The 24,147-nt window shown below is 65.7% G+C and carries 20 protein-coding genes and 1 pseudogene; 7 read left to right on the top strand and 14 right to left on the bottom strand.

Translation table 11 applies throughout. The annotated features are described in order from the left end of the window. Positions 1 to 61: 61 nt before the first annotated feature. The 3 genes and pseudogenes from glmS to CHINAEXTREME_RS14095 form a co-directional block, all read right to left on the bottom strand. Positions 62 to 1,876: a glutamine--fructose-6-phosphate transaminase (isomerizing) gene (glmS, locus tag CHINAEXTREME_RS14105; protein WP_007142004.1), complete on the bottom strand. Its 1,815-nt coding sequence runs from the start codon at positions 1,874 to 1,876 to the stop codon at positions 62 to 64. Next, positions 1,876 to 3,059 (bottom strand): annotated as a pseudogene (locus CHINAEXTREME_RS14100) (sugar phosphate nucleotidyltransferase). Before CHINAEXTREME_RS14100 ends, glmS begins: the two are co-directional and overlap by 1 nt. A 363-nt stretch (positions 3,060 to 3,422) precedes the next feature. Next, the gene (locus CHINAEXTREME_RS14095) at positions 3,423 to 4,886 is read right to left on the bottom strand and encodes a hypothetical protein (RefSeq protein WP_007142002.1); all 1,464 of its coding nucleotides are present in this window, start codon (positions 4,884 to 4,886) and stop codon (positions 3,423 to 3,425) included. 809 nt (positions 4,887 to 5,695) lie between these two features. Here CHINAEXTREME_RS14095 and CHINAEXTREME_RS14090 point away from each other — a divergent pair. Together CHINAEXTREME_RS14090 and CHINAEXTREME_RS14085 are read left to right on the top strand one after the other, a co-directional pair. Continuing rightward, positions 5,696 to 6,205 (top strand): hypothetical protein, encoded by a 510-nt coding sequence (locus tag CHINAEXTREME_RS14090; protein WP_238593287.1) that lies wholly within the window; start codon positions 5,696 to 5,698, stop codon positions 6,203 to 6,205. A 466-nt stretch (positions 6,206 to 6,671) separates the two neighbouring features. Next, positions 6,672 to 6,959: a hypothetical protein gene (locus CHINAEXTREME_RS14085; protein WP_007142000.1), complete on the top strand. Its 288-nt coding sequence runs from the start codon at positions 6,672 to 6,674 to the stop codon at positions 6,957 to 6,959. 127 nt (positions 6,960 to 7,086) lie between these two features. On the opposite strand, the gene larC is transcribed toward CHINAEXTREME_RS14085, so the two are convergent. Continuing rightward, complete coding sequence (larC, locus tag CHINAEXTREME_RS14080; RefSeq protein WP_007141999.1) at positions 7,087 to 8,421, bottom strand: nickel pincer cofactor biosynthesis protein LarC; 1,335 nt, start codon at positions 8,419 to 8,421, stop codon at positions 7,087 to 7,089. 204 nt (positions 8,422 to 8,625) lie between these two features. Here larC and CHINAEXTREME_RS14075 point away from each other — a divergent pair, with 204 nt between their 5' ends. Next, the gene (locus CHINAEXTREME_RS14075) at positions 8,626 to 10,857 is read left to right on the top strand and encodes a CDC48 family AAA ATPase (protein ID WP_007141998.1); all 2,232 of its coding nucleotides are present in this window, start codon (positions 8,626 to 8,628) and stop codon (positions 10,855 to 10,857) included. Between the two features lie 161 nt (positions 10,858 to 11,018). On the opposite strand, the gene CHINAEXTREME_RS14070 is transcribed toward CHINAEXTREME_RS14075, so the two are convergent. After that, entirely contained in the window at positions 11,019 to 11,441 is a 423-nt protein-coding gene (locus CHINAEXTREME_RS14070) for a hypothetical protein (RefSeq protein WP_238593286.1), read from the bottom strand. A gap of 287 nt (positions 11,442 to 11,728) precedes the next feature. On the opposite strand from CHINAEXTREME_RS14070, the gene CHINAEXTREME_RS14065 reads away from it, so the two are divergent. Continuing rightward, positions 11,729 to 12,151: a hypothetical protein gene (locus tag CHINAEXTREME_RS14065; protein ID WP_007141996.1), complete on the top strand. Its 423-nt coding sequence runs from the start codon at positions 11,729 to 11,731 to the stop codon at positions 12,149 to 12,151. 14 nt (positions 12,152 to 12,165) lie between these two features. Here the strand turns inward: CHINAEXTREME_RS14065 and CHINAEXTREME_RS14060 are convergent, their stop codons facing one another. The 7 genes from CHINAEXTREME_RS14060 to CHINAEXTREME_RS14030 all read right to left on the bottom strand — a co-directional run bounded on the left by CHINAEXTREME_RS14060 (position 12,166) and on the right by CHINAEXTREME_RS14030 (position 20,092). After that, on the bottom strand, positions 12,166 to 13,098 hold the full coding sequence (locus CHINAEXTREME_RS14060; RefSeq protein WP_007141995.1) for a DMT family transporter: 933 nt from the start codon (positions 13,096 to 13,098) through the stop codon (positions 12,166 to 12,168). A gap of 124 nt (positions 13,099 to 13,222) precedes the next feature. Beyond that, complete coding sequence (locus tag CHINAEXTREME_RS14055) at positions 13,223 to 13,588, bottom strand: DUF7344 domain-containing protein (protein WP_029601675.1); 366 nt, start codon at positions 13,586 to 13,588, stop codon at positions 13,223 to 13,225. Between the two features lie 119 nt (positions 13,589 to 13,707). After that, positions 13,708 to 15,117, bottom strand: coding sequence for an ABC transporter ATP-binding protein (locus CHINAEXTREME_RS14050; protein ID WP_007141993.1), 1,410 nt, complete (start codon positions 15,115 to 15,117; stop codon positions 13,708 to 13,710). Beyond that, positions 15,114 to 16,415, bottom strand: a complete 1,302-nt coding sequence (locus CHINAEXTREME_RS14045) for an ABC transporter ATP-binding protein (protein WP_007141992.1) — start codon at positions 16,413 to 16,415, stop codon at positions 15,114 to 15,116. Before CHINAEXTREME_RS14045 ends, CHINAEXTREME_RS14050 begins: the two co-directional genes overlap by 4 nt. Positions 16,416 to 16,426: 11 nt before the next feature. Then, positions 16,427 to 17,422: an ABC transporter permease gene (locus CHINAEXTREME_RS14040; RefSeq protein WP_010546781.1), complete on the bottom strand. Its 996-nt coding sequence runs from the start codon at positions 17,420 to 17,422 to the stop codon at positions 16,427 to 16,429. Continuing rightward, positions 17,419 to 18,405, bottom strand: coding sequence for an ABC transporter permease (locus tag CHINAEXTREME_RS14035; protein WP_007141991.1), 987 nt, complete (start codon positions 18,403 to 18,405; stop codon positions 17,419 to 17,421). The genes CHINAEXTREME_RS14040 and CHINAEXTREME_RS14035 overlap by 4 nt, the downstream gene beginning before the upstream one ends. A 58-nt stretch (positions 18,406 to 18,463) precedes the next feature. Continuing rightward, entirely contained in the window at positions 18,464 to 20,092 is a 1,629-nt protein-coding gene (locus CHINAEXTREME_RS14030; protein WP_076738741.1) for an ABC transporter substrate-binding protein, read from the bottom strand. A 158-nt stretch (positions 20,093 to 20,250) separates the two neighbouring features. Here CHINAEXTREME_RS14030 and CHINAEXTREME_RS14025 point away from each other — a divergent pair, with 158 nt between their 5' ends. From CHINAEXTREME_RS14025 to CHINAEXTREME_RS14015, 3 genes are read left to right on the top strand one after another with little or no spacing between them, the layout of a single operon-like run. Beyond that, positions 20,251 to 20,904 carry a ribonuclease H family protein gene (locus tag CHINAEXTREME_RS14025; RefSeq protein ID WP_007141989.1) on the top strand — a complete coding sequence of 218 codons (654 nt, stop codon included), beginning with the start codon at positions 20,251 to 20,253 and terminating at the stop codon, positions 20,902 to 20,904. 53 nt (positions 20,905 to 20,957) lie between these two features. Beyond that, positions 20,958 to 21,434, top strand: coding sequence for a DUF2240 family protein (locus CHINAEXTREME_RS14020; RefSeq protein ID WP_007141988.1), 477 nt, complete (start codon positions 20,958 to 20,960; stop codon positions 21,432 to 21,434). Between the two features lie 59 nt (positions 21,435 to 21,493). Further along, entirely contained in the window at positions 21,494 to 21,979 is a 486-nt protein-coding gene (locus CHINAEXTREME_RS14015) for a hypothetical protein (protein WP_007141987.1), read from the top strand. On the opposite strand, the gene CHINAEXTREME_RS14010 is transcribed toward CHINAEXTREME_RS14015, so the two are convergent. Next, positions 21,976 to 22,707 carry an HAD family hydrolase gene (locus CHINAEXTREME_RS14010; protein ID WP_007141986.1) on the bottom strand — a complete coding sequence of 244 codons (732 nt, stop codon included), beginning with the start codon at positions 22,705 to 22,707 and terminating at the stop codon, positions 21,976 to 21,978. The genes CHINAEXTREME_RS14015 and CHINAEXTREME_RS14010 overlap by 4 nt on opposite strands. A 90-nt stretch (positions 22,708 to 22,797) precedes the next feature. Continuing rightward, complete coding sequence (locus CHINAEXTREME_RS14005; protein WP_007141985.1) at positions 22,798 to 24,117, bottom strand: cation:proton antiporter; 1,320 nt, start codon at positions 24,115 to 24,117, stop codon at positions 22,798 to 22,800. Positions 24,118 to 24,147: the final 30 nt, after the last annotated feature.

Raw genomic sequence — 24,147 nt, 5'->3', positions numbered from 1 at the left:
CTTTTTACGGCGTCGACTCGAGAGTCGCCTCACTTTGGCGTCCGGAGCTTCCGGGCGACCGTCACTGGACGGTGACGCTTTTCGCGAGGTTTCGTGGCTTGTCGATCGACCGTCCGAGTTCCCTGGCGATCCAGTAGGCCACGAGCTGTAGCTGGACGTTCGCCAGGATCGGCGCGAGCCGCGGGTCGGTCTCCGGGATCGGTACCACGTGATCGACGTCGGCGGCGAGCGGTTCCGGCGAGTCCGTCACCGCGACGACGGGGGCACCCCGGGACGAGACTTCGTTGATGTTCCCGAGCATCGTCTCCGCGCGCGAGTCACCCGTCACGACGGCGAACACCGGCGTGCGTTCGGTCACCAGCGCGAGCGGACCGTGTTTCAACTCGCCCGCCGGGAACCCCTCGGCGTGGGCGTAGGAGATCTCTTTGAGTTTGAGCGCCCCCTCGAGGGCGACCGGTGCGGCGTACCCCCGGCCGATGAAGAAGTAGGCGTCCATCTCCGCGTCCGCGTACTCGGCGGCGATCTCGTGTGTACGCGACTGATCGAGCACGGACTGGACGTGGTCGGGGAGCGATCGCAACGCCTCGAGGGTGTCCCTGTCGCACGCTCCCGTGATCGCGCTCGCGAGCAGCGTCAGCGCCACCTGCTGGGAGGCGAAGGTCTTCGTCGCGGCGACGCTGATCTCCGGTCCGGCCCGGATGTACAGCACGTGGTCGGCCTCCCGTGAGGCGGAACTCCCGACGACGTTGCTCACCGTGACCGTCGTCGCCCCCGCACTGTTTGCCTCCCGGAGCGCGGCCAGCGTATCGGCCGTTTCGCCGCTCTGGGTGACGCCGATGACGGCCGTCCCCTCGTCGATTGGAATCTTGCCGACGTCGTATTCGCTCGCCAGGAAGGCCGTCGACGGGATCCCCCGCTCCCGGAAGAGGCGAGCCCCGTACAGCGACGCGTGGTACGACGTCCCGCAGGCGACGAAGTGAACCCGATCCGGCCGGTCCAGCCCGCCGAGTTCGTCGATCTCGACGGCCCCGTCGAGTTCTCGTAACCGGCCGCGGAGACACCGCCGGATCGCGCGGGGCTGGTCGTGGATCTCCTTGAGCATGTAGTGGTCGTACCCGCTCTTGCCCGCGTCCTCGGGTTCCCAGTCGATGGTCTCGACCGACACGTCGACCAGCGAACCCCGTTCGTCGGTGATCTCGGCCCCGGAGGGACGGATCGACGCGAACTGGCCGTCCTCAAGGTAGACGACGCGGTCGGTGTACTCGAGGAAGGCCGGGACGTCGCTCGCGAGGAAGTAGCCGTCGTCGTCGAGCCCCAGGACCAGCGGGGACCGGTAGCGCGTCGCGTGGACCGTCTCCCGGTCGGCGTGGACGGCCGCCACCGCGTAGCTCCCCTCGATCCGGTCGACGGCCCGCCGGAACGCGGCCTCGAACTCGTCGCCCTGGCCGAGCGCCTCCTCGATCAGGTGCGGGATCACTTCGGTGTCGGTGTCGCTCTCGAATTCGTGTCCCCGTTCGGCGAGCGACTCGCGGAGATCGCGGTAGTTCTCGATGATGCCGTTGTGGACGACGGCGACGCGACCCCCGCAGTCGGTGTGGGGGTGGGCGTTCGCGTCCGAGGGTGGCCCGTGCGTGCTCCAGCGGGTGTGTCCGATGCCGGCGAGGCCGTCGTCGGGAACCGGTTCCGCTCCGCCTTCCATCGCGGCTTTCAGTTCCGGAAGCTCGCCTTCCCGCTTGCGAACTGCCAGCGAGCCGTTCGCGATGGCGACGCCCGCCGAATCGTAGCCACGGTACTCGAGGTTCGACAGGCCCGTCAACAGCACCTCGCGGACGCTCCGGTCCGCTCGCGCACCGGTGTAGCCGACGATCCCGCACATCAGGGCCACACCTCCGTTCTCTCGGGCACCGTTCCGCGGACGGTCGCCCCGGTCCGGAGTTCGGTGTCGGGACCGACGATCGTTCCGGGAACGTACGCGACGCCCCCGTGGTCGGTGACGCGATCGGCGAGTAACGCACCCAGGGACTCGTCCTCGAAGACGCGGTCGCCGACACGGACGTCGCCCGGGCCGCCCGGAACCGTCGATCCGGCACCGATCGTCACTCCCGTCCCGGTCACGCAGTCGACGACGGTCGCGTTGTCCGCGACGGTCGTATCGGCGTCGACGACGCTCCGCTCGAGGACGGCGTTGGATCCGACGGTCGCGTTTTCCCCGAGGCAAACGTAGGGGCCGACGACGGCTCCCGGGCCGATCACGCAGTCCCGGTCGATGACCGCAGGCTCCCTGACCACGGCCCGGTCGTGGATCGTCGCCGCCGAACGATCCCCAGCCGGGGGATCGGCCTCGAGCATTCCTGCGTCACACAGCGCGAACGAGACGTCGAGCAGGTCCCAGGGATAGGTCGCGTCGACCCACGTCCCCTCGGTGACGACCCCGCGAACGAGGGCGTCCGACGAGACGAGCCGCGAAAGGCCGTCGATCAGGGAGTGTTCTCCCGTCTCCGAGGTCGCCTCCCGTACAGCGTCGAACACCGCCGGCTCGCAGGCGTAGATTCCTGCGTTCAGGTGATACGATCGATCGTCGCCGGGCGACTCCTCGAGTTCGGTCACGCGGCCGTCGGGCGGCCCGCCCGCCGCAACAGCGCGAGCGTCGCGGCGGGACCGTCGTTCGGCGTCGCTTTCCCCCCGTCGCCGTGGGCCTCGAGGACGTCGCGAACGATGGATTCGTCGGCGATCTGATCCCCGTTGATCGCCAGGAGCGAGCCGTCGACGGCGGACTCCGCCGTCAGCAACGCGTGGCCGGTCCCGAGCTGTGACTCCTGGGTGACGTACGTGATCGGTGCGTTCCGGTAGGTCGGCCCGAAGTGTGACTGGACCCGGGTCCGGCCGTAGCCGACGACGACGACCAGCCTCTCGATCCCCGCCTCGAGGAGTTGATCGAAGACGTGCTCGAGGATGGGTTTCGTCGCCGCCGGGAGCATCGGCTTGGGTCGATTCCGCGTCAGCGGGCGGAGTCGGGTTCCTTCCCCGGCAGCGAGGACGACGGCGGTCTCGATAGCCATACCCGCTCGTATCGATAAGGGGTATCGTTTGCGTCCGTGATCGTCTCACCGGATAAATAGACAATAGGATTGAACGGTTTCGTCAATACGGTTGGAACTCGCTGAAACAGTCCTCGTTCGAGCGATAAATTTCACACTCCGGCCGAATCGATCGCGTCGCTTCGCACTTACCGACCGATATCTCGGTAGCGGATCGTACGGTAGCGACGCCAGCGATCGATCGGATACCACGACTCTCCGGTGACGGTACTGTGTCCTCACAGCGAGACCGAGACGCCTCTGGCGGCACGAGGCTCCGAAGAAACGGGAGAAATCGAATACGACGTCGAAGCGGTAGCCGAAGGCAGTCTCGAGGGTGTTCAGTTACGAAGCGGCCCAGACGTTGGTCGCGGCGACCGACGCGAACTGGACGTTCTCGTTCTCCTGGATGGTCAACTGTGCGGAGTCGGCGCTGCCGCCGTTGTCGGCGACGGCGACTGCGGCCTGCTGCTCGTTGACGTTCTCCTGGGTCACGAACTGAACTTGCTCGATCTGCGCGGTGGCGTGTTGCTCGACGTCGTTGGTCTGGTTGGCGTCGGAGTCGTAGGCGATTCCGGAGACGCCGCCGACGTCGTTGCCACCGAGCGTCACGCTGGTCGTCTCGGAGGCGATGACGCCGTCGTTGACGTGACCGGGGCCGGCGTAGACGTTCAGCGCCTCGGCGAATCCGACCTGTGCGTTGATGTTCTGCTGGTAGGACAACTGCAGCGCGGTGGCGTTGCTGCTGTTGGTCGCGTACGCGAACGCGGTGTTTTGCAGGTTGACGTTCATCTGCTCGACGCCTTGCTCCTGGGTCACCTCGGTGGTCGCGGTCTGGATCTCGTCGGAGCCCTTCTTGTGATCCTTGTCCGCGTCCTTGTCACCGTGCAGTCCCTCGAGCGTGCTTTCGGTCTGGACGACGCCGTTGTCGCCGGTGAAGCCGGCGGTCGCGACGTTCATGCCGGGCATGCCGGCAATGATGTTCGCGGCGTCGGCCTCGCCGATCTGCTCGTTGAAGTTGGTCTGTTCGGTGAACTGGATCGCGGTCGCCGTACTGTTGTTGCCGACGGCGATCGCGACCGCGCCGTCCTGTTCGTTGACGTTCATCTGGTCCGTCGCCTGGCCCTGTTCGACAGAGGCCTGGGCGGACTGGTCGCTGAACTCACCGTCGCCCATGTAGACGTTGGTAGCGTTCGCGACGCCCTGCTGCAGGTTCTGGTTGGCCTGCTCGGAGTACTGCAGGGCGACGGCCTCGCTCTCGTTTTCGGCGATCGCGAAGGCGACGTTCTGCTCGTTGTAGTTGAGCTGGCCGACTTCCTGGACCTGGGTGACCTCCGCATCGGCGGCCTGATCGGCGTCGACGTCTGCCTTGTCGCCTTTCTTGTCGGCGACACCCCAGCCGTCGAAGTGCTTGCCGTCGCCGTTCCCGAGGACGACCGTCACGCTCCCGACGTCCTCGAACTGCGTCGACTGGACGCTCGAGGAAGAGCCGTCGCCGAACTGGACGTTGTCGTTCTGCTGGGTCGCCTCCTGGACGGCGGTTGCCTCACCGCCGTCGATCGAGATGGAGGTCGCGTTCCCCTGCTGGTTGATGTTGACCTGGCTGACGTCCTGGTACTGGGTGACCTCCGCGTCGGCCGCGGCGGTGCCCGACGCGTGCGCTTCGATGTACTCCTCGAGCGTCATATCGCCGAGGTCAGCACCGAACACCAGGTACAGCTCTTCGCCATCCTCGAGGGCGTGGATGGAGTCCGAACCGGTGTCGGCGTCCTCGCCCGCGGCAACCGCCGGTGCACCGCCGGCTACCATCGCTAAGGCGACTATACAGGCCATAAGAACCGTCGTACACTGTGAACGTATCGTCGTCGTGTTGGTCATGATTCGTTTGACTTGAGCCGTGAGAGTCGTTTGTTTCTGCATCTCCACGGCGTGAACCTTCGTATCCGGATGACAGACTTTGTTATCTGTCAGTTGATTCCGATATGAAGGAGCCTACTCGTTCCACGTCGAGCGTACGCAGGCCGAAACCGGTGGCTTCCAGTTACAAGGTGTGAATACGGACCGGAGAGACCACTAGATAGAAACTGTCTCGTGGCAGAATTGCAGGACTTCGGAACGGTCGACCGCTCCGAGTGCGACAGCAGCCGCCGGTGTTCCGTTCCGGTGAAGTGTCTCGCCGATCGTATCGTCAGGATTCCCGAGACGACGAACCTACTGACGATCGTTCAGCCGGTATTTCGGGGGCGGCATCCGGTATGAAACCGATGTAACTGTCGCAAACGGGGCCGATAGATCCCTCGTACCGAGAACGGATGTTCATTCGTCGTGGCTGGAATCTCGCCGTAGGCAACTAAATCCGCCTCTCGAGTCTTCTAATGACCAAATTCTCCCCGAAACCGTTCTTCGGGTTGAAGTGGGTTTCCGTGATGTGTGGCGATTGGGCAACGCGTCACAGCGGGAGACCAGGGGAGATGGCGGTGCCTACCCCGACGAGGTGTGGCTCCGAGTGGGCCACGGATCTCGTTACGGCCCGCCCGTGTGATGCGTGCCTAATAGACACTACAACCACTATGAAGCGCGCACTCACAATTACACTGACAGTAGCGTTGATCGGCAGTATGATGGCGATGGGATTCGCCGGAACGGCTGCGGCATCGAACCACGACACTGACGACGATGACGGGATCAATATCGACATCAGCGTCGGTGATCAGAACCTGTCGTCCGGTGACGCCACCACCACGGCCACTGTAAACCAGGACAACACTAACGTGCAAGAGGCTAACACCCTCGCCGTCGCCCAGTCCGGCGACGCGTTCGCCGCGAGCGACGGTGGTGGCTCCGGTGCCGCCGCTGCGGGTCAGTCCGACCACCAGAAGGGTGGCACTGCTGGCGGAGCCCTGACTGATGGCGGCGGTGGCGATGCGGTGGCTGCGAGCGGTGCGTTCGCCGCTGCCGAGACGACGCAGGTCCAGAACGTCGAGCAGAACAACATCGCCAGTGTCGACCAGACTGCCACGACCGGTGACGTCACCGGCGTCGACGTGAACGTCGACTGGGAGAACGACCTGGACGATGATGACGACGATGACGACGATGACGATGAGGATACCGACGGAGAAACGTAACGTTCACTGATACTCACACGCCGACTATCCGTCTCGAACGGAATTTTGATTCTGCTTTTTTCGGCCGTCGACTCGCAGCCCGTGGCTACCGTATGTTCCGACTGTCAATCGAGAACGACACACAGCGTCGTCGCGAGAGCCCGACGCCCGTCCCGCCCCGTCCAGACGCGTCGTCCATTGCACGCCCAGTATCGTGTCAACGCGCTCTACCGATCACCTCGAATTCGTTCAGAGACCTGTCGCAGTCGGTCTTTGGGCGTCGATAGAGTCCTGCTAATGGCCCAATTCTCCCCGAAACCGTTCTTCGGGTTGAAGTGGGCTTCCCTGATAGGGAACGACTGGGTAACGCGTCACAGCGGGAGCAGCGGGGAGACGGCGGTGTCTATCTGCCGGGGAGCAAACAACTGTCGGATCGTCGTTCCCGCTGTCGATCGCCGGTGTGATGCGTGCCTCATAACGATCAACTATGAAACGCGCACTTACGATCACACTGACGATAGCACTGATGGCCAGTGTACTGGCAATGGGATTCGCGGGAACGGCCGCCGCCTATCACGAGGACAGCGGGGCAGCCGAGACCCTCGCTGGCGTAGACGGCGGCGATTCGATCGCGGTATCGATCGCGTTCGCCGACGCGACGACGAACCAGGTCCAGAACGCGCAGCAGAACAACGTCGCTGACGTCAACCAGTCGGCCACCTCCGGTGACGTCACCGGCGTCTCCGTTACCGTCGACGTCGACGACCTGGAGTAGCTGGCCTAGCGGCAACCGGTCCGACGTGATTCGCTGATACGTCGGCGGCTGCGACGACCTTCCGTCCGTTTTCGGCGCTGATCGACACTCGAGGCCACCCCCTCTAGTCGGGCCGCAGTTCAGGTCGTCACGACTCCGATTCGACCGCCGCTTCGGCCCGCCGAATCACGTCGCGAACGGCGACGCCGGACGCTCGAGCCACGTCCCGTGCGTCGTCGTACTCGGCGCTCACGTCGTACACCTCGCCCTCGCTGTCGCTTGCGACTTTCACCGTCACCTCGTAGGTCTCGCCGTCGAGATCCAGTTCCACGGTCTCGAACGCCCGCTCGGCGATCCACCGGTGGCTCGCGCCGGAGTCGCGAATCCCGAGCGTGCCGGTCTCCTCGGCGAGTCGGCGGGCAACCCGCTGGCGATCCTCGGGCTTGCAGATCACCTTCACGAGATGCCCCGGCCGGGACTTCTTCATCGTCGCCGGGAGGATCGAAACGTCTCGCGCACCCGCGTCCGCAAGCGTCTCCTGCAGCCCACCGAGCACCTCGGGCGTCGCGTCGTCGAGGTTCGTCTCGAGCACCGCGATGTCGTCTTTCACCAGTCCCCCGTCGCCGGAGCCGTCGCCGACCAGCACGCGGAGGACGTTCGGGTGGGGATCGAGGTCGTAGCCGCCGGCACCGTACCCCGATCCGTCCACCTCGAGGGGCGGCAGCGAGTCGACGCCCTTAGCGTAGTGACCCAGGATCGCCGCGCCCGTGGGAGTCAGGAGTTCGGCGTCGACGGGGCCGCCCTGCAGCGACCAGTCGGCGCGCTCGGCGATCTCGACGACCGCGGGCGTCGGGATGGGGTATTCGCCGTGGCTCATCGGTGCGGTTCCACCGCCGGTAGAAAGCGGTGTGGTGACGATCCGGTCGACGTCTAGATCGTGGACGAGGGCCGCCGCGCCGACCACGTCGGCGATCGCGTCGTCGGCACCGACCTCGTGGAAGTGGATCTCTTCGAGGGGTTCGCCGTGGACGCTGGCCTCGGCCTCACCGAGGAGTTCGAAGATGGCCAGCGCGTCGCGCTCGACGGGGTCGGGGAGGGCCATTCGCTCGACGATGTCGCGGACCTCGAGGTAGCTGCGGTGGGGGCCGTGGCCCTCGGCGTGGACGCCATCGTGGTCGTGATCGTGGTCGTGATCGTGGCCCTCGTCTTCGCCACCATGCTCGTGCTGGTCGTGCCCTTCCGTCTCGTCGCCGCCCTCTTCCAGCCCCGTTTCTTCCACGTCCGTCAGGAACACGTCCACCGCGGTCGCGGAGATGCCGCATTTCGTGGTCTCCTCGAGTCGATACTCGAGGTCGAGTTCTTCCGTCACGGCCTCGAGCGCGTCGGGGTCCGCGCCGGCGTCGAGCAGGGCGGCGAGGATCATATCGCCGCTTGCGCCCATGCGGCCGTCGAACGCGAGCGTGCGCGCACTGGTCCCAGTCATGGCTACGTGGGGGACCGGCACGGGCAAAAACCCATCTTCTCGGGGCCGGGACCGGACCGGAGTGGGAACCAAATCCGCCGATGCCGTCACATCTATGTATCCGCTCCCCGTTCTTTGACTTGGTAGCATCTAGCAAACCCAAGCTAGCAAAAAGCCTATCCGATAACGAATCGGAGTCATTGACATCGCCGTCCATCCCGAATCATGAACGAAGTTCAACTGGAGGTTGCGAAGGCGTACCCGAACGACTCGGGTCGTGGTATCGCCCGACTCGACCCGGACACGCTGTTGCACCTGAAGCTCAGTCCGGGCGACATCATCGAGATCGAAGGTGCGGATACGACCGCCGCGAAAGTGTGGCGTGCAGACCGGCAGGACTGGAACACGGACACCGTCCGGATCGACGGCTTCACGCGACAGAACGCCGACGTCGGGATCGGTGAGCGGGTGACGATCCGGAAGGCCGAGGCGACGAAAGCCGACGAACTCGTCCTCGCGCCCCCGGAGGAAGCTTCGGTCCAGTTCGGCTCCGACGCCGCCGGCATGGTGAAACGCCAGATCCTCAAGCGGCCGGTCGTCGGTCGCGACATCGTCCCGGTCATGTCCTCGACGAACCATCCCTTCATGCGATCGCCGGGCCAGGCGATCCCACTCATAGCCGTCGAGACCGAACCGGAGGGCGTCGTCCTCATCACCGAGGACACGGACGTCGAACTCCGGGAGGAACCCATCTCCGGGTTCGAGAAGACCGGGGGCGGGATCACCTACGAGGACATCGGCGGCCTCCAAAGCGAGATCCAGCGGGTCAGGGAGATGGTCGAACTCCCGATGAAACACCCGCAGATCTTCAAGAAGCTCGGCATCGAGCCGCCACAGGGCGTCCTGTTACACGGGCCGCCGGGCACCGGGAAGACCCTGCTCGCGAAGGCCGTCGCCAACGAGACCTCCGCGAGTTTCTTCTCCATCGCCGGACCGGAGATCATCTCGAAGTACTACGGGGAATCCGAGCAACAGCTCCGGGAGATCTTCGAGGACGCGAGCGAGGAGTCGCCGTCGATCATCTTCATCGACGAACTCGACTCCATCGCGCCCAAGCGGGAGGACGTCACCGGCGAGGTCGAGCGCCGCGTCGTCGCACAACTGCTGACGATGATGGACGGCCTCGAGGCCCGCGGCCAGGTGATCGTCATCGCGGCCACCAACCGCGTCGACAGCGTCGACCCTGCCCTCCGCCGCCCCGGTCGCTTCGACCGCGAGATCGAGATCGGCGTCCCCGACGAGACGGGCCGCGAGGAGATCCTCCAGATCCACACCCGCGGCATGCCCCTCTCGGACGACGTCAACCTCGGCCACCTCGCGGACGAGACCCACGGCTTCGTCGGCGCGGACATCGAGTCACTGACGAAGGAAGCCGCGATGAAGGCGCTCCGTCGGTACCTGCCGGAGATCGACCTCGACGAGGAGGACATCCCGCCGAGCCTGATCGACCGGATGATCGTCAAGCGGGAGGACTTCCGCGGTGCCCTGAACGAGGTCGAACCCTCCGCGATGCGGGAGGTGCTGGTCGAGTTGCCGAAGATCTCCTGGGACGACGTCGGCGGCCTGCAGGACGCCAAAGACCAGGTCCAGGAGTCCGTCGAGTGGCCGCTTTCGAACCCCGAGCGGTTCGACCGGCTCGGCGTCGACCCGCCGGCCGGCGTCCTCCTGTACGGGCCGCCGGGCACCGGGAAGACGCTGATGGCGAAAGCCGTCGCCAACGAGACCAACGCGAACTTCATCTCGGTGCGCGGACCGCAACTGCTCTCGAAGTGGGTCGGTGAGTCCGAGAAGGCGATCCGCCAGACGTTCCGCAAGGCCCGACAGGTCTCACCCACCGTCATCTTCTTCGACGAGCTCGACGCGCTCGCGCCGGGTCGTGGCGGCGGCGAGACCGGCTCGAACGTCTCCGAACGGGTCGTCAACCAGCTGCTGACCGAACTCGACGGCCTCGAGGAGATGGAGGACGTGATGGTGATCGGCGCGACCAACCGACCGGACATGATCGATCCCGCGCTCCTGCGGTCGGGCCGGTTCGACCGGCTGGTCATGATCGGCCAGCCCGACGTCGATGGCCGAGAGCGCATCCTCGAGATCCACACCCAGGATACGCCGCTGGCGGCCGACGTCACGCTGCGCGAGATCGCCGAGATCACCGACGGCTACGTCGGGAGCGACCTCGAGTCGATCGCCCGCGAGGCGGCGATCGAGGCGCTGCGCGAGGACGAGGAGGCGGACGTCGTCGAGATGCGGCACTTCCGCCAGGCGATGGAGAACGTCCGGCCGACGATCACGGACGACATCCTCGACTACTACGAGCGGATCGAAGAGGAGTTCCAGGGCGGCTCCGCCGGGCCGGACCCGACGGGTCGTCGCAGCAGCCGGATCGGTTTCCAGTAGTCGAACCGGTTCCGGTTCCGGTTCCGGTTCCAGTCCCGGTTCCAGTTCCAGTTCCAGTCCCGGTTCCAGTTCCAGTTCCAGTCCCGGTTCCAGTTCTCGTTTCGATGTCGACTCCACCCATTCGTCCCCCTATCCCACCGGAGAGTCGCTACTACCGCCGACTAGTCGTCCGCGACGATCGACTCCGGGTCGCCGCGTTCGCCGGGTTCCGCTTCCGGCGCGACGGCAGCCTGCCAGGTCAGGACGAGCATCGAGACGATGAGCAACCCACCCGAGAGGAACGCGGTCGGATGCAGTACCTCGAGTCCGCCGCCGACGGCCAGCCACGGAACGAGCGGGAGCCCCCACTGCCCGGGGATGAACGTCCACGTGACGAGCGTTCGGTAGCGATCGGCCATCCCCAACGTCGGGATCGCTACCCCGAGGACGATCGCGATTATCGACAGCACCCCCAGATGGGCGTGGCCGCCGATCAACCAGCCGGGGACGCCCTCGCCCGTCGCGTTCAGTACGTTCTGGTACATTCCGACGCTCATCATCACCGTAAGTCCAAGGAACCCGGACACTTTGAGTTCCTTTACCATACAGATGCCCAACATATTCCGGGTAGGTAAATCCTGTCCCTGGCTCAGTCCTCGAGCGACGGCGACGCTGGCGCCGTAATTCGAAATTGAATGCGGGAAGGCAACACCTCTCGCCGAGAATCGAACGGAAACGGGTTTTTCGAGCGCTGAAAACAGCAGTTTCCGCGAAGGCGGCGATGAACGACGGATCGCGGCGGTTACTCGAGTGAATCGTCGCTAACCGAACGAAACCGTCGGGACGATATATGGCTCTCGGGGCGGAACTAGCGCCGATAGCAGGTGTTTCGATGAGCGATTCGTCAGCCGCAGGCGATGGATCGACCCCGGCGTCCGGGTCGGCCTCGACGGTCCAGTCCCGATCCTCTCCCTCCGCATCCGGGTCGGCGGACTCGCCGAACGCGAGGGAGAACTCGGCCTCGAGTGCCGCAAGTGCAGCGAACACGGCCGCATCGACGTCGACGACCGCCACGGACGACTCCGAGCCGCAGGCGGGGACGACTCAGGACCACGACCGTCGCCTCGAGCGAGCCGTCCCGACGCTCGCGACGCCGATCCGGCGGGCGGGGTTCTGGATGGCAGTCGTGTTACCGTTTCTATCCCTGCCGCTGCTCGCGTCCGGCCTGTCGACGGGGTTCCAGACACTCGCTTTCGTCGGGCTCGTGGCGCTCAACCTGGTTGCGCTGTACGTGGGCCATTCGTACGGTCGATAGCCGGTCGGCGGCTGTCACTCCCTCGAGTACAGCCGGTTGACGTGGGCGAACTCCTCCCGGAGCGCCCGGCGTTTGACGAGGGCGAAGCCGACGACGATGAAGCCGAACCCGAGGACGGTGGTCGCGTCGACGACCTCTCCCAGATAGAGCCAGCCGACGACCGTCGCGAAGATCGGCGCGACGTACGACACCATGTTGATCTCGACGGCGCCCAGCCGTTCCAGCAGGTCGAAATAAAGCAGGAAGCCGAAGGCGCTCGCGACGAGCGCGAGATAGCCCAGCGCGCCGAGCGCCTGTGGGTCAGTCCAGGCGGACGGCTCGATGGGCTCGGCCAGCGCGAGGCTGACGAGGTGCATCACCAGTGCCCCGCCGATCATCGACCAGGCCTCCATCGTCTCGATCGGCAGCGAGGCGTCGATCCGCCGCGTCAGCACGCTCCCGAGCGCGAACGAGGCCGCAGCACAGAAGACGAGCAGTTTCGCGACGAAGTCGGTCGCAAGCAGGTTCGACGGATCGGGCTGGGAGATGATCGCCACGCCGACAAGTCCCAGGGCGACGCCGACGATCCCGATCGCGGACAGGGCGTCCGACGGGACCAGCGCCCGGGCGAACCCGGTGGTCAACACGGGCGAGAGGCTCACGAGGATGGCTGCGGCGGCCGCGGTCGTGTGTTGCTGGCCGACGAACAGGAACGCGTGATACGCGGCGATCAACAGCACGGCGCCGACCGCCACCACCGCCCACTCGGCACGCCCCCGCGGGAGCCACGCCCCGTCCTCGAGGGCGTAGGCCGCGTAGCCGAGCATGATGACGCCGGCGACGTCGTACCGTAACGCGGCGAACAGCACCGGCGGGAAGTGCTCCAGGCCGGCGCTGATCGCGACGAAGGCCGATCCCCAGCAGGCTGCAAGCGTCAGGAAGAGTCCGACGTTTCGATAACGGCTCACATCGGCACTCCCGCTCGGAGTGTCCTATTGATTTCGATTCGAAGCAAAGAGAGGGGCGGCGACACCGATACGGACGCCGAAATCGACAGCGCGAACGGACGACTCCCTCGAACCCGATCGCCGATCAGAGCGTGGGCCGTGCGCGAAGCTCCGGATCCTCTTCGGTCTGTCTGAACTGCTCGAGCAGCGGCTGGATGTCCTCGAAGCCGTCGGCGAGGACGATGTCGCCGCTGCGCAGGTCGTAGTCGATGATGTCGTAGTCGGCCAGTCGTGGGAGGTGGTTGTGGACGAGCGAGACGTAGGTCCGCTGTCGGGTCTCGTCGTCGATCCGGTCGACGGGCTCGCCCGCGTCCCAGGCCGCGACCTGGGTCACGAGGTCCTCGATGTGTGCAGCGCGGTCGTCTACCAGCTGATAGAGCACGTAGCGGCGCTTTGACTTCGCGAGGAGGGAACAGGCGGCTTCCATTCGGCTGTCGCTGGATCGGTTCATACCCGTTCCAGGAGACCATCGGTATTACACCTGGTGCCAATACAGATTGGGTCTCCCCCGGAATCCTCTTTTTCTCCGATATGCCGGCGGAGAAAGGTAGTCGCCGCCGATAAGCGAGATTACGGGTCCGGCTCGGGGGCGGACCGTGTCGACTCCGCGTAGAGGTGACAGGCAACGGGATGATCCTCACCCTCGCTCGAGTCCACATCCGCTCCGGCCCAGGACGCGGGCGTCTCGAGGGGCGGATTTTCGCGTTCGCAGACGCTCTCGTACTCCGCACGGAGCGTCTCTGCGGCGGCATCCCAGTTCGAGGCGGCGAGTTCGGCCAGTGCCTCCTCGACGACGGCGTCGTGTTCCGCCGGCAGGTCGCGGTCGAGTAACCTGTCCTTGAGTGCCGTCACGAACGCGGAGACGTCCCGCTCGGGGACCGATCCGTCCTCGAACTCGAACTGGCCGTCCTCGCCGACCGTCTCGAGGGAGACGTCCCGTCGCTCGATGCGCTCGCGGAGGTCCATGAGCTCGCGGAAATCCGCCTGCTCGATCTCGAGGTCGGCCGGCGGGATCACCTTCGGACACCGGGTGCGGAACCGACAGCCGCTGGGCGGATCCCGCGGCGAGGGTACGTCGCCCGACAGCGTCTCGATGTCGCGGTCCTGTTCTTCGGTCGACGCACGCGGGACGCTCTCGAGCAGCGCCCGCGTGTAGGGGTGTCTCGGATCCTCGAAGAGGTCCTCGACCGGACCGACCTCGACGATCTCGCCGAGGTACATCACCGCGACGCGGTCGCAGATGTGGCGGATCACCGAGAGGTCGTGGCTGATCAGCAGGTAGGTCAGGTCGAACTCGGACTGCAACTCGTCCAACAGGTTCAACACCTGCGCCTGGACGGAGACGTCGAGCGCGCTCGTCGGTTCGTCGAGGACGAGGAACTCCGGATCGAGCGCGAGCGCCCGCGCGATGCCGATGCGCTGGCGCTGGCCGCCGGAGAACTCGTGGGGGAACCGATCGAGCTGGTCGACCGAGAGCCCGACCCGCTCGAGGAGGTCGCGAACGCGCTTTTCGCGCTCGGCTTCGGTTCCGACGTCGTGGACGTCGAGCGGTTGCTGGACGATGTCGCCGATCGTCATCCGCGGGTCGAGACTCGAGAAGGGGTCCTGGAAGACGACCTGGGCCGACCGCCGGAAGTCGGTTAGCTCGCTCCCGTCGAGATCGTAGACGTTCTCGCCGTCGAACTCGACGCGACCGTCCGTCGGCTCCTGCAGGCGCAACAGGGTCTCACCCGTGGTGGATTTCCCGCAGCCGGACTCGCCGACGAGGCCGAGCGTTTCGCCCTCACGGATGTCGAAGCTAACGCCGTCGACCGCGCGGACGGCGACGGGCTCGTCCCCGAGCAGACGGTCGATCAGGGAGTCGTTCTCCCAGAAGTACTTCTTCAGCCCCTCGACGCGGACGAGGGGTTGCTCGCCGTCGGCTTCGCTCACGGCGTCCGCCGTCTCTGCTGCCGTCGCGTCCGAAAGGTCCGAACTCACAGGCGATCACCCCCGGAGTCGTCGACCGGTTGTTCGGCCCGCTCGGGCTGGACGTCCTCCTCCGTGCGGTCGGGGTCGGCGTGTTTGTCCGCGGCGGGGCGTTCCGTCCCGCCGAAGTAGCCCTCGGGCAACGCCCGGGACTCCTCGTAGTCCCGTTCGGCGAGAACACACCGGACCTCGTGGTCCGCGCTCCCGTCGGCGTCGTACTCCGGCGGGTGATCCAGACAGTCCTCCATGGCATTCGGACAGCGGTCGGCGAAGTAACACCGATCTTCCATCTCCGAATCGAGGAGACTCGGCACGTTGCCGGGGATCGGCTGCAGACGGCCGCGTGCCCCCTCGAGGTCGGGGATCGAGCCGAGCAGCCCCTCCGTGTAGGGGTGGACGTGGTCGTCGAACACGTCCTCGAGGGTGCCGCGCTCGACGATCTCGCCGGCGTACATGACGCCGACGCGATCGCACATGCGGGCGATGACCCCGAGGTTGTGCGTAATCAGGACGATCGTCATCCCGGTTTCTTCCTGGAGGTCGGCGAGCAGGTCGAGCACCTGCGCCTGGATCGTTACGTCGAGGGCCGTCGTCGGCTCGTCGGCGACCAGTACGTCGGGTTCGCCGGCGAGCGCCTGGGCGATCATCGCCCGCTGGAGCATCCCCCCGGAGTACTCGTGGGGGTACTCGTCGGCCCGCTCGACGGGGTCGGGGATGCCGACCATCTCGAGCAGTTCGATGGCGCGCTCGTGGCTCTCCTCGCTGACGTACTCCCTCGAGGGGAGCACCGTCGACAGGGCGAAGGAGGTGAGCGTGTAGTCCTGGGTCTTGGCCCGCGTCGATCGCGGCCGCGCACTTGCGCGGCGCTGGACCTCGACGGCCTCCGCGAGCTGTTCGCCGACGGTCAGCGTCGGGTTGAAACTGCTCTCGGGGTCCTGGAAGATCATGCTGAACGACGTCCCGCGCAACGACTCGCGGACGTCCGCCGGAACCTCGAGCAGGTCGACGTACTCCCCGTCGACGGCCTGGGGGTAGTCGTCTCGTACCGCGTCGGCCAGGTCCGGGTCGTTGTACTCGATTTTCCCCTCGGTGATCTCGCCGGGAGGTTCGATCAGATCCATGAGCGACCTGGCGGTAACGCTTTTACCGCTGCCGCTTTCCCCGACGATCCCGAAGACCTCGCCGCGTTCGATCCGTAGATCGAGGTCCGAGACCGCGTTTACCTGTCCCTCCTGCGTAAAGAAGCGAGTCGAGAGACCGCTCACGCGGAGGATCTCCTCCGCGTTCGTGTTTCGTGGCGTCGTGTCCATTTCTGTTTCTGTCATCGCGCCTCACCCTCGATGTTCGGGTCCAGTGCGTCGCGGAACCAGTCGCCGAGCAGGTTGATGCTGATCACGGCCAGGACGATCCCGATGCCGGGGATCATCGCGACCCACGGTCGCGTCCTGAGGACGTCCTGTCCGCGCTCGATCTCGTACCCCCACGACAGCGTCGTCCCGGAGAAGCCGAGATACGCCAGGGAGGCCTCGATCAGGATGATGGTCGCGACCTGGATCGACGCGAGGACGATGATCGGCGTGAGGCTGTTCGGCAGGACGTGTTTGAGCAGGATCGTCCTGTTGCTGGTGCCGAAGCTCCGAGCCGCCTTCACGTACTCCTCGTTGCGGATCGACAGGGCCTCCCCGCGGGCGACGCGGGCGAACCACACCCAGGTCACGAGCGCGACGACGATCGTCACGGTACCCGGGATGGGGATCGACTCCGGCATCCCGTCGGCGAGTCCCGCCATGACGAACGGGTCGGGGACCATCACCGGCGATTCGCCGAACACGCCGATCAACGCCAGCGCGAGCACGAGCGCGGGGAACGCGAGCATGGTGTCGGCGATCCGCATCAGCCCGTCGTCCACCCGGCCGCCGTAGTAGCCCGAGATGAGGCCGAACGGCACCCCGATCACCAGCGCCATCGTGGTACCGAGTATCCCGACCAACAACGACACTCGAGCGCCGTAGAGGAACCTCGAGTAGACGTCCTGGCCGACGTTGTTGGTACCGAGGACGTGTTCGGATGTCGGCTCGACGGTGATTTCGGCGATCTCACCCTCCGATGCGACCTGGGTCGTGTACTCGTAGCCGATCGGCGGATACTCCGACCCCTGTTCGCTGTAGTACCCCGTCCTCGTCGGATCGTGGGTGGCCAGAAGCGGTGCGAAGATCGCCATGAGGACGATCGATACCAGCAGTAGCAGCCCGATCTTCGGGAGCAAACTCTGCGAGAGCGTCTGTTTCAGGTTCGACTTGACTCTGTCCGAGATCATTCTCTCACCTGCGGATTGAGGTACGAGTAGAGCGCGTCGACGACGATGTTGATCACCACGAACGCGACTGCGATGAACAGGATGATGCCCTGCATGAGCGGCCAGTCACGGGTGTCCAGCGCGTCGATGAGCCGCAAGCCCAGTCCGGGCCAGTTGAACACCGTCTCCGTGATGACCGCACCGCCCATCAGGGTCCCCATCTGGAGCCCCAGGACGGTGATGATCGGGATCATCGTGTTCCGGAGCACGTGCTTGTACCGGACGAGCACGTTGGGCAGCCCTTTCGCGCGGCTGGCGGTCACGTACGGTTTCCCGAGTTCGTCGATCATGCCGCTCCGAGTGAGGCGGGTGATGAGCGCCGTGAAGTACGTCCCGAGCGTGAGCGCCGGGAGCGTGATGTACCGCAGCCACGTGAACAGGTCGCCGGGTGACCCGGTTTGGGCGAACGTCATCGCGGCTTCGCCGAGTCCGACCGGCCGACGCCCGGTCGGGAAGACCCCGGTCCAGACGCCGAGCACCAGGATCAGCATCAGACCCAGCCAGAAGTTCGGCGTCGAAATGCCCAGCAGCGAGAACAGCGTCGCACCGTAGTCGGACGGCTGGTTTCGCCGCGTCGCCGAGATCACGCCCAGCGGGATCGCGATGGCGACCGCGACGATGGTCGCGGCCACCGCGAGTTCGACCGTCGCGGGGATCCGCTCGATGACCATCGCCTCGACCTCCCGGTTCGACTGCCAGGAGTAGCCGAAGTCGCCGGTGACGATCCCCTGCAGGTAGTCGAAGTACTGAACGTAGATCGGCTGGTCGAGGCCTTCCTCACGCCTGACCTGTTCGATCAGCTCCTGGGTCGCGCCCTCCGCGAGCATCAGACTCGCCGGATCGCCGGGCGACACCGCACGGAGGCCGAACATGATCGTAATCGCGCCCCAGATGACGAATATACCCTGGAGTATCCGCCGGACGAGAAACTTACCCAGGCTCATTGGAACATACCATGAAGATCGAAAGGATAATAATTAGGGTTTCGCTTCGGTTACCGCGCTACGCGTCCATTCCCCAGAGGTAGACGGTCTCGTCCTCGCGGGGTTCCCACTGGATCTCCTCGCGGATGCCGTAAATGCTCTCCTGGGTGTGCAGGAACACGAACGGCGCCTTCTCGTGGGCCAGCTGGTTGACTTCCTCGAGTTTCTCGCGTCGCTCGTCGGGATCCTCGATCTGCTGGCTCTCGAGGATCGCGTCGCTGAGCTCCTCGTCGTCGAAGGTCCGGTTCGGATTGTCCGGGATCGTGAAGAAGCCCTGGACGCCGTAGTCGGTGTCGCCGGTGATCGTCCCCCACCCGATCATGTAGAACGGGATCTCGAACTCGTCGGGATCGACGCCGGCGGAGTTCGCGTCGGAGACGACACCGAAGTCGACGATGCTCGCCTCGCAGCTGACGTTCTCGAGCTGGTCGATCTGGTCGGCGACCATCTCGGCGATGTCGGCGTCGTTGAGGTACCGGCCCTGGGGCGCGACCAGTTCGATCTCGGCGCCGCCGTAGCCGCTCTCCTCGACCAGGCTCTCGGCCATGCCGATGTCCTGCTCGTAGGGCTCGATGTCGTCGTTGAAGCCGTTGATACCGGGCGCGACGGGCTGCCCGCGCGGTTCGCCGAACCCGCTGAGGGCCGTCTCGACAATCTCCGTGTTGTCGACGGCGTAGTTCATCGCCTGCCGGAACTCCTGGCTGTCGAACGGCTCGACGGTGTTTTTCATCGGGCAGAAGATGTTCCGGAAGCTCGTCACTCGTCGGACCTCGATGTCCGGCGCTTCCTGCACCGTCGCCACGTCCTCCGGCAGGATGTTGATCGTCAGGTCGGTCTCGCCCGCCTCGAGCGAGGCGACGCGACCGCTGGATTCGCTGTCCGAGTTGAACGTGACCTGTTCGAACGGCGGCTCGTCGCCCCAGTAGTCGTCGAACGACTCGAGGACGATCTCTTCGCCGGAAGTGAAGTCGACGACCTCGTAGGGGCCGGTCCCGTTGAAGTCCTCGGGACTGGACCCGGAGATCGCGTCGTTCTCGGCGTCGTAGTTGTCGATCGCCCACTGCCGGTTGAGCGCGCGGGCGTAGTTGCCGAACTCGAACTCGGCGAGACCCGGCGCGGCGCCGTACTCGATGGCGACGGTCGTTTCGTCGACCGCCTCCGCGCCCTCGATCGAGCCGAGGCCGAACGTCCCGATCGGGCTGGGGACGCCCATCTCGGGGTCGATCGTCCGCTCGATCGTCCAGGCGACGTCCTCCGCGGTCAGGTCGTCGCCGTTGTGGAAGACGACGTCGTCGCGCAGGTAGATTTCGGTCGTCCCGTCGCCCTGTGCTTCCCAGTCCTCGGCGACGCGCGGGAAGATCCCCTCGCCCGGCTCGAAGTCGAACAGGGGCTCGTAGATGTGGTCGTAGACGTCGAAGTAGTCCCCGGTGATGTGGTCGAGCGGGTCGATGGTGTCGGGGAACTGCGACAGCGTCACGGTCATCTCGCTCGGGTCGAATCCGTTCCCGTTTCCGCCTTCTTCCCCGTCTTCCTCTCCGTCCTCGCCCATGCACCCGGCGAGCGCGGCCAGGCCTGTCGTGGTTCCAGCAGCCCCGGTGAGTTTCAGCAGCGTTCGGCGATCGATTGCTATGTTGTTAGCACCCTTCATACGAGCTTAATGAGAGGGATATGTAATATAAATGTTGGTGGTATGGGACACATTTTCACTACTCATTCGACATTGAATCACTCACATAACGGGGTCGGCCCGTCGCGAGCACTGAATTCACCCACAAGTTTAAGTTGTACTCGTCTCCTACACGGGATATGGCCGCTCACGGCCGGTCCGCACTGCGGGACCTGTTCGACGAGTCGCCCACGCCGCATATCGCCCATCCTCCCCGGACTCATCACCGCGATTTCTACCTCGCCACCGACGGGTCCTTCCGGGAATCGGGCGGCGGCCTGGGGGCCGTCATCGAAACGCGCGACGGCGCCCGCGTCGCACGGATCGCGACCGCGGACGCGCCGCCGGACAACAACGTTGCCGAGTACCGAGCGCTTCACCTCGGACTCGACGTCCTCGCCGCGAGAGCGCCGCGTGACGCTCGCGTGGGGGTGCTCATCGATCACGACGCCCTGGCGAGCAACGTGAACAACGCCATCCTCGCGACCGACCATCCCGACGGAAGACCGCCACAGCCGCTGTCGGTCCCGGCGGAGACCCGCTACCACTGGCGAGGCATTCGGGCGCGACTCTGTGGATTCGACGAGGTACGCGCCGCTCGCATCGACAGCGACCAGAACCCCGCCCACCCCCTCGCGAACGAACCGGACCGGTACCAGCACGTCAACCAGGAGCCCGACCGCTGCGTGCTCCCCGACCCGCCCGAACCCGCGAGGTCTGGGTCCTCGGCCACCGAGTTCCCGCCGCCGTCCCGCGCGGATCGCAACGGCGGAGGCGGCCGCGCCTCGGACTGACCCACGTCCCCGAACCGCCACCGTTATTTCGCCGCTCACGAGAGTCGTCCCCGATGAGCCTTCGCGTCGCCGTCGCAGCCCCGTTCATCCAGCACGGCACGAACAGCCTCGAGGAGGGCGAGTTCGTCGTCTCGCTTTCGCTGGACCGTGACTGGTTCTCGCCCGACCAGGCAAAGCGGCTGATCGACGTCGCCACGCGAGAGGGGCTGCTCGAGCGTGAGGGGCCCGAAGGGGACGACCTCGTCCCGACGTTCGACCACACGGAGGTGACGGTTCCCGAGGATTTCGTCCCGGACGACGATATTCTCACGGAGCGATCGGCGTTCGAGCAGGTCCTCGACGCGCTCGTGGCCGAGGGGATGGAGAAACACGAGGCCGTCGGCGCGATCAACGGACTCCAGGACGAACTCGGGCTGACGATCGAGGCCGCGGCGGTCGTCTACGCCCGTCGCGAGGGGATCGACGTCTCGGAACTCGCGCCGATCGCGAAGGCGGCGCTGGGGGAGGACGACTCGGACGCGGAAGCCTGACGCACTCGGGAAAAGCCGAAGACGAGTACTCTTAATCCCCGCCCGACCGACCGACGCACATGGTCGAAGATCGGATCACCGACGGGACGCGGATCGCCCAGTTGCTCTCCTCCGAACTCGACGGCCGCGAAGACGGAGCTTTTGCGGCCGTTGCGGTAACCAACGCGGATACCGACGTCGAGCCGACCGCCGACGGAGCGCGCGCGTACGATGTCGAAATAGTCGGTGACGCTCGAGACGACGGAGGTACCGAGAGTGACGAAGACGAGACGGCGGGCCGACGCATCGCTCGAACGTTCGTCCACGAGGATCGCGCCCATCTCGAGTTCGAACTGCAACAGGACCGCGCGGCCGAGGAAGCCGAGGCCGCGGACCTTCGGGTGCGACCCAAGGCGACGCAGCCGCCCCGGACGCTCGTGTTCGTCGAGAGCGGCGCGGCGGTCAAGCGGGCGACGGACGTGGTGAGTGCGGTCGTTCGCGGCCTCGAGGGGGAGCAGGGGCAGGAGCAGGAGCAGGAGAACCTCGAGTCCGACGCCGACACCTAATTACGGTTCGTGTCCAGATTCGCGACGACCTCCGGTATCGCCGTCGCGACCGCTTTCTGGTCGACGTGAGCCGCGGCTCGCGGGTCCGGGTCGGGGCCGTCCTCGAGGAGCACTTGCACGACCGCCATCCCTGCGTTCGTCGCCCCGTAGACGTCCGCTTCGACGTCGTCACCGACGTAGACCGTCTCGCCGGGCGCGACGTCGAGTTCGGCCGCGATCGCCTCGAACGCGCGCGGATCGGGTTTACCAGCCTCGAGTTCCCCGGTGACCAGCGCAGCGTCGAAGGCGTCCTCCCAGCCAAGGGTCTCGAGTTTGTCCCGCTGGGCGCGGACGGGGCCGTTTGTGAGCAGGCCGACGCGGTACTCCCCTCTGAGGTCCGCGATCATGGCTTCGACGCCCGGGAGGGGCTCGAGGGCGTCGGCGATCGTCTCGCGATAGGCGGCGGCGAGCCGTTCGGGGACGACTCCGACCTCGGTCTCGTCCTTGTCCTCGTCCCCGTCTTCGTTCCCGTCTCCACCTCCGTCCTCGTCGACTCTCCCCTCGAGTAAGTCCGCGAAGATCGGTTCACGGCTCTCGCGGGTGAGGTGCTGGCCGTGGACCTCGAGGTACTCCTCGCGCGTGATCTCCGGTGCGCCGGTGGCGTCGACGGCCTCCCGCAGGATCGTCTCGCGATCCCGGGTCGGTACCGCGAGCGTGTAATCGAGGTCGAAGACGACCGCCCGTATCATAGGGAGGACGGAGGGCTCGAGGCGGTTGAAGTTATCCCTTCGGATCGGCTCCGGCGGCGGAGCGAACCGGGACGACAACCCGAGTCCCACTCAGTCGTCGCTCGGCTGGGCCGTCGTCTCGCGGCGGGCCTCGAGGCGGGGCACGACGACGGACTCGATCCGGCCCGAGTACTGCATGAGCGTCGTCCCGAGGATGCTCATGACGAGCACGTAGCCGACGGTGAAGGCGTACAGCGCCTCGGCAGTCCCCTCGGCGAGGCCGATGCCGGCCCCGCCGATCGCGATGCTTGCGATGATCAGGGAGAACTCGCCGCGGGTCGTCATCCCGAGCCCGACCCGGAGCGAGCGGCGTTCGCTCAGCTCGTAGATCCGGCCGCCGAGGTAGCCGCTCACGAGCTTCGACGGGGCCGTCAGCACGACTGCGGCGGCGATCGCGGCCAGGACGAACGCGTCGAGAAACACTCCGGGGTCGGTGAGCAGTCCGATCCAGAAGAAAAACACCGCGGCGAAGGTGTCCCGGACCGGCTCGAGTAAGTTCTCGAGGTCGTGGACGTGGCCGGTCGAGGAAAACGCCATCCCGACGAAGAAGGCCGCGACAGCTTCGCTAACGCCCAGGGCGAGTGCGGCACCCGAGATCAGCGTCGTGATCCCGAGCGCCCGCAGGACGAGGAATTCGTGGGTGTCCGTTTCCAGGCTGCGCTGGAACCACGCGGTGCCGAAAGAGACGAGAGCGAGCAATACGAGGATGAATCCGACTGCGACGCCGATCTGTCCCAGCGCCTCGCCGACGTCGCCGCCGCCCATGACGAGTGCCGTGGCGATCGCCAGATAGACCGCGATGAACAGGTCCTCGTAGACGAGCGTCCCGAGCATCGGGTCGGCCTCGTTGTTGGCGATCCAGCCCAGATCGATCAGTGACTTCGTAATGATCGCACTCGAGGAGATGTAGACGACGCCGGCGGTGAGAAAGGCGGGCAGGAACGCGCGAAACAGCAGCCACCCGAGGACCAGTCCGACGCCGAAGTTGACTGCGAGGTCGACGGTGCCGGCCTTGCCGATCCGCTCTCTGGCCGCGATCAGTCGATCGAGGTTGAACTCCAGGCCGAGGAAGAAAAGCAGGAGGACGATCCCGAGTTCGGCGCCGAGGTGAATGAAGTCAGTTTCGGTCAACGCGATGGCGCCTGCCGCCTCGAGGAGGTCGTAGCCGAAGACCGAGGGATCGAATCCCTGCCCGACGGCGTTCGCGACGACCGACGGCAGTTCTCCCAGGACGTACGGGTTCAGGGCCATTCCCGCGAAGATGTAAAACGGGATCACCGACTGATTGATCCGGTTCGCGATCACGCCTGCGAAGCCGACTGCAGCGAAGAGGACGCCAACGTCGATCAGTGCGGTCGATTCAGCAGCCACTATCGATCCCCTCCAACGAGAGCCATCATC

Source organism: Halobiforma lacisalsi AJ5 (assembly GCF_000226975.2).
Classification (GTDB): Archaea; Halobacteriota; Halobacteria; order Halobacteriales; family Natrialbaceae; genus Natronobacterium; species Natronobacterium lacisalsi.
This window is presented reverse-complemented; position numbering and strand designations above follow the sequence as displayed.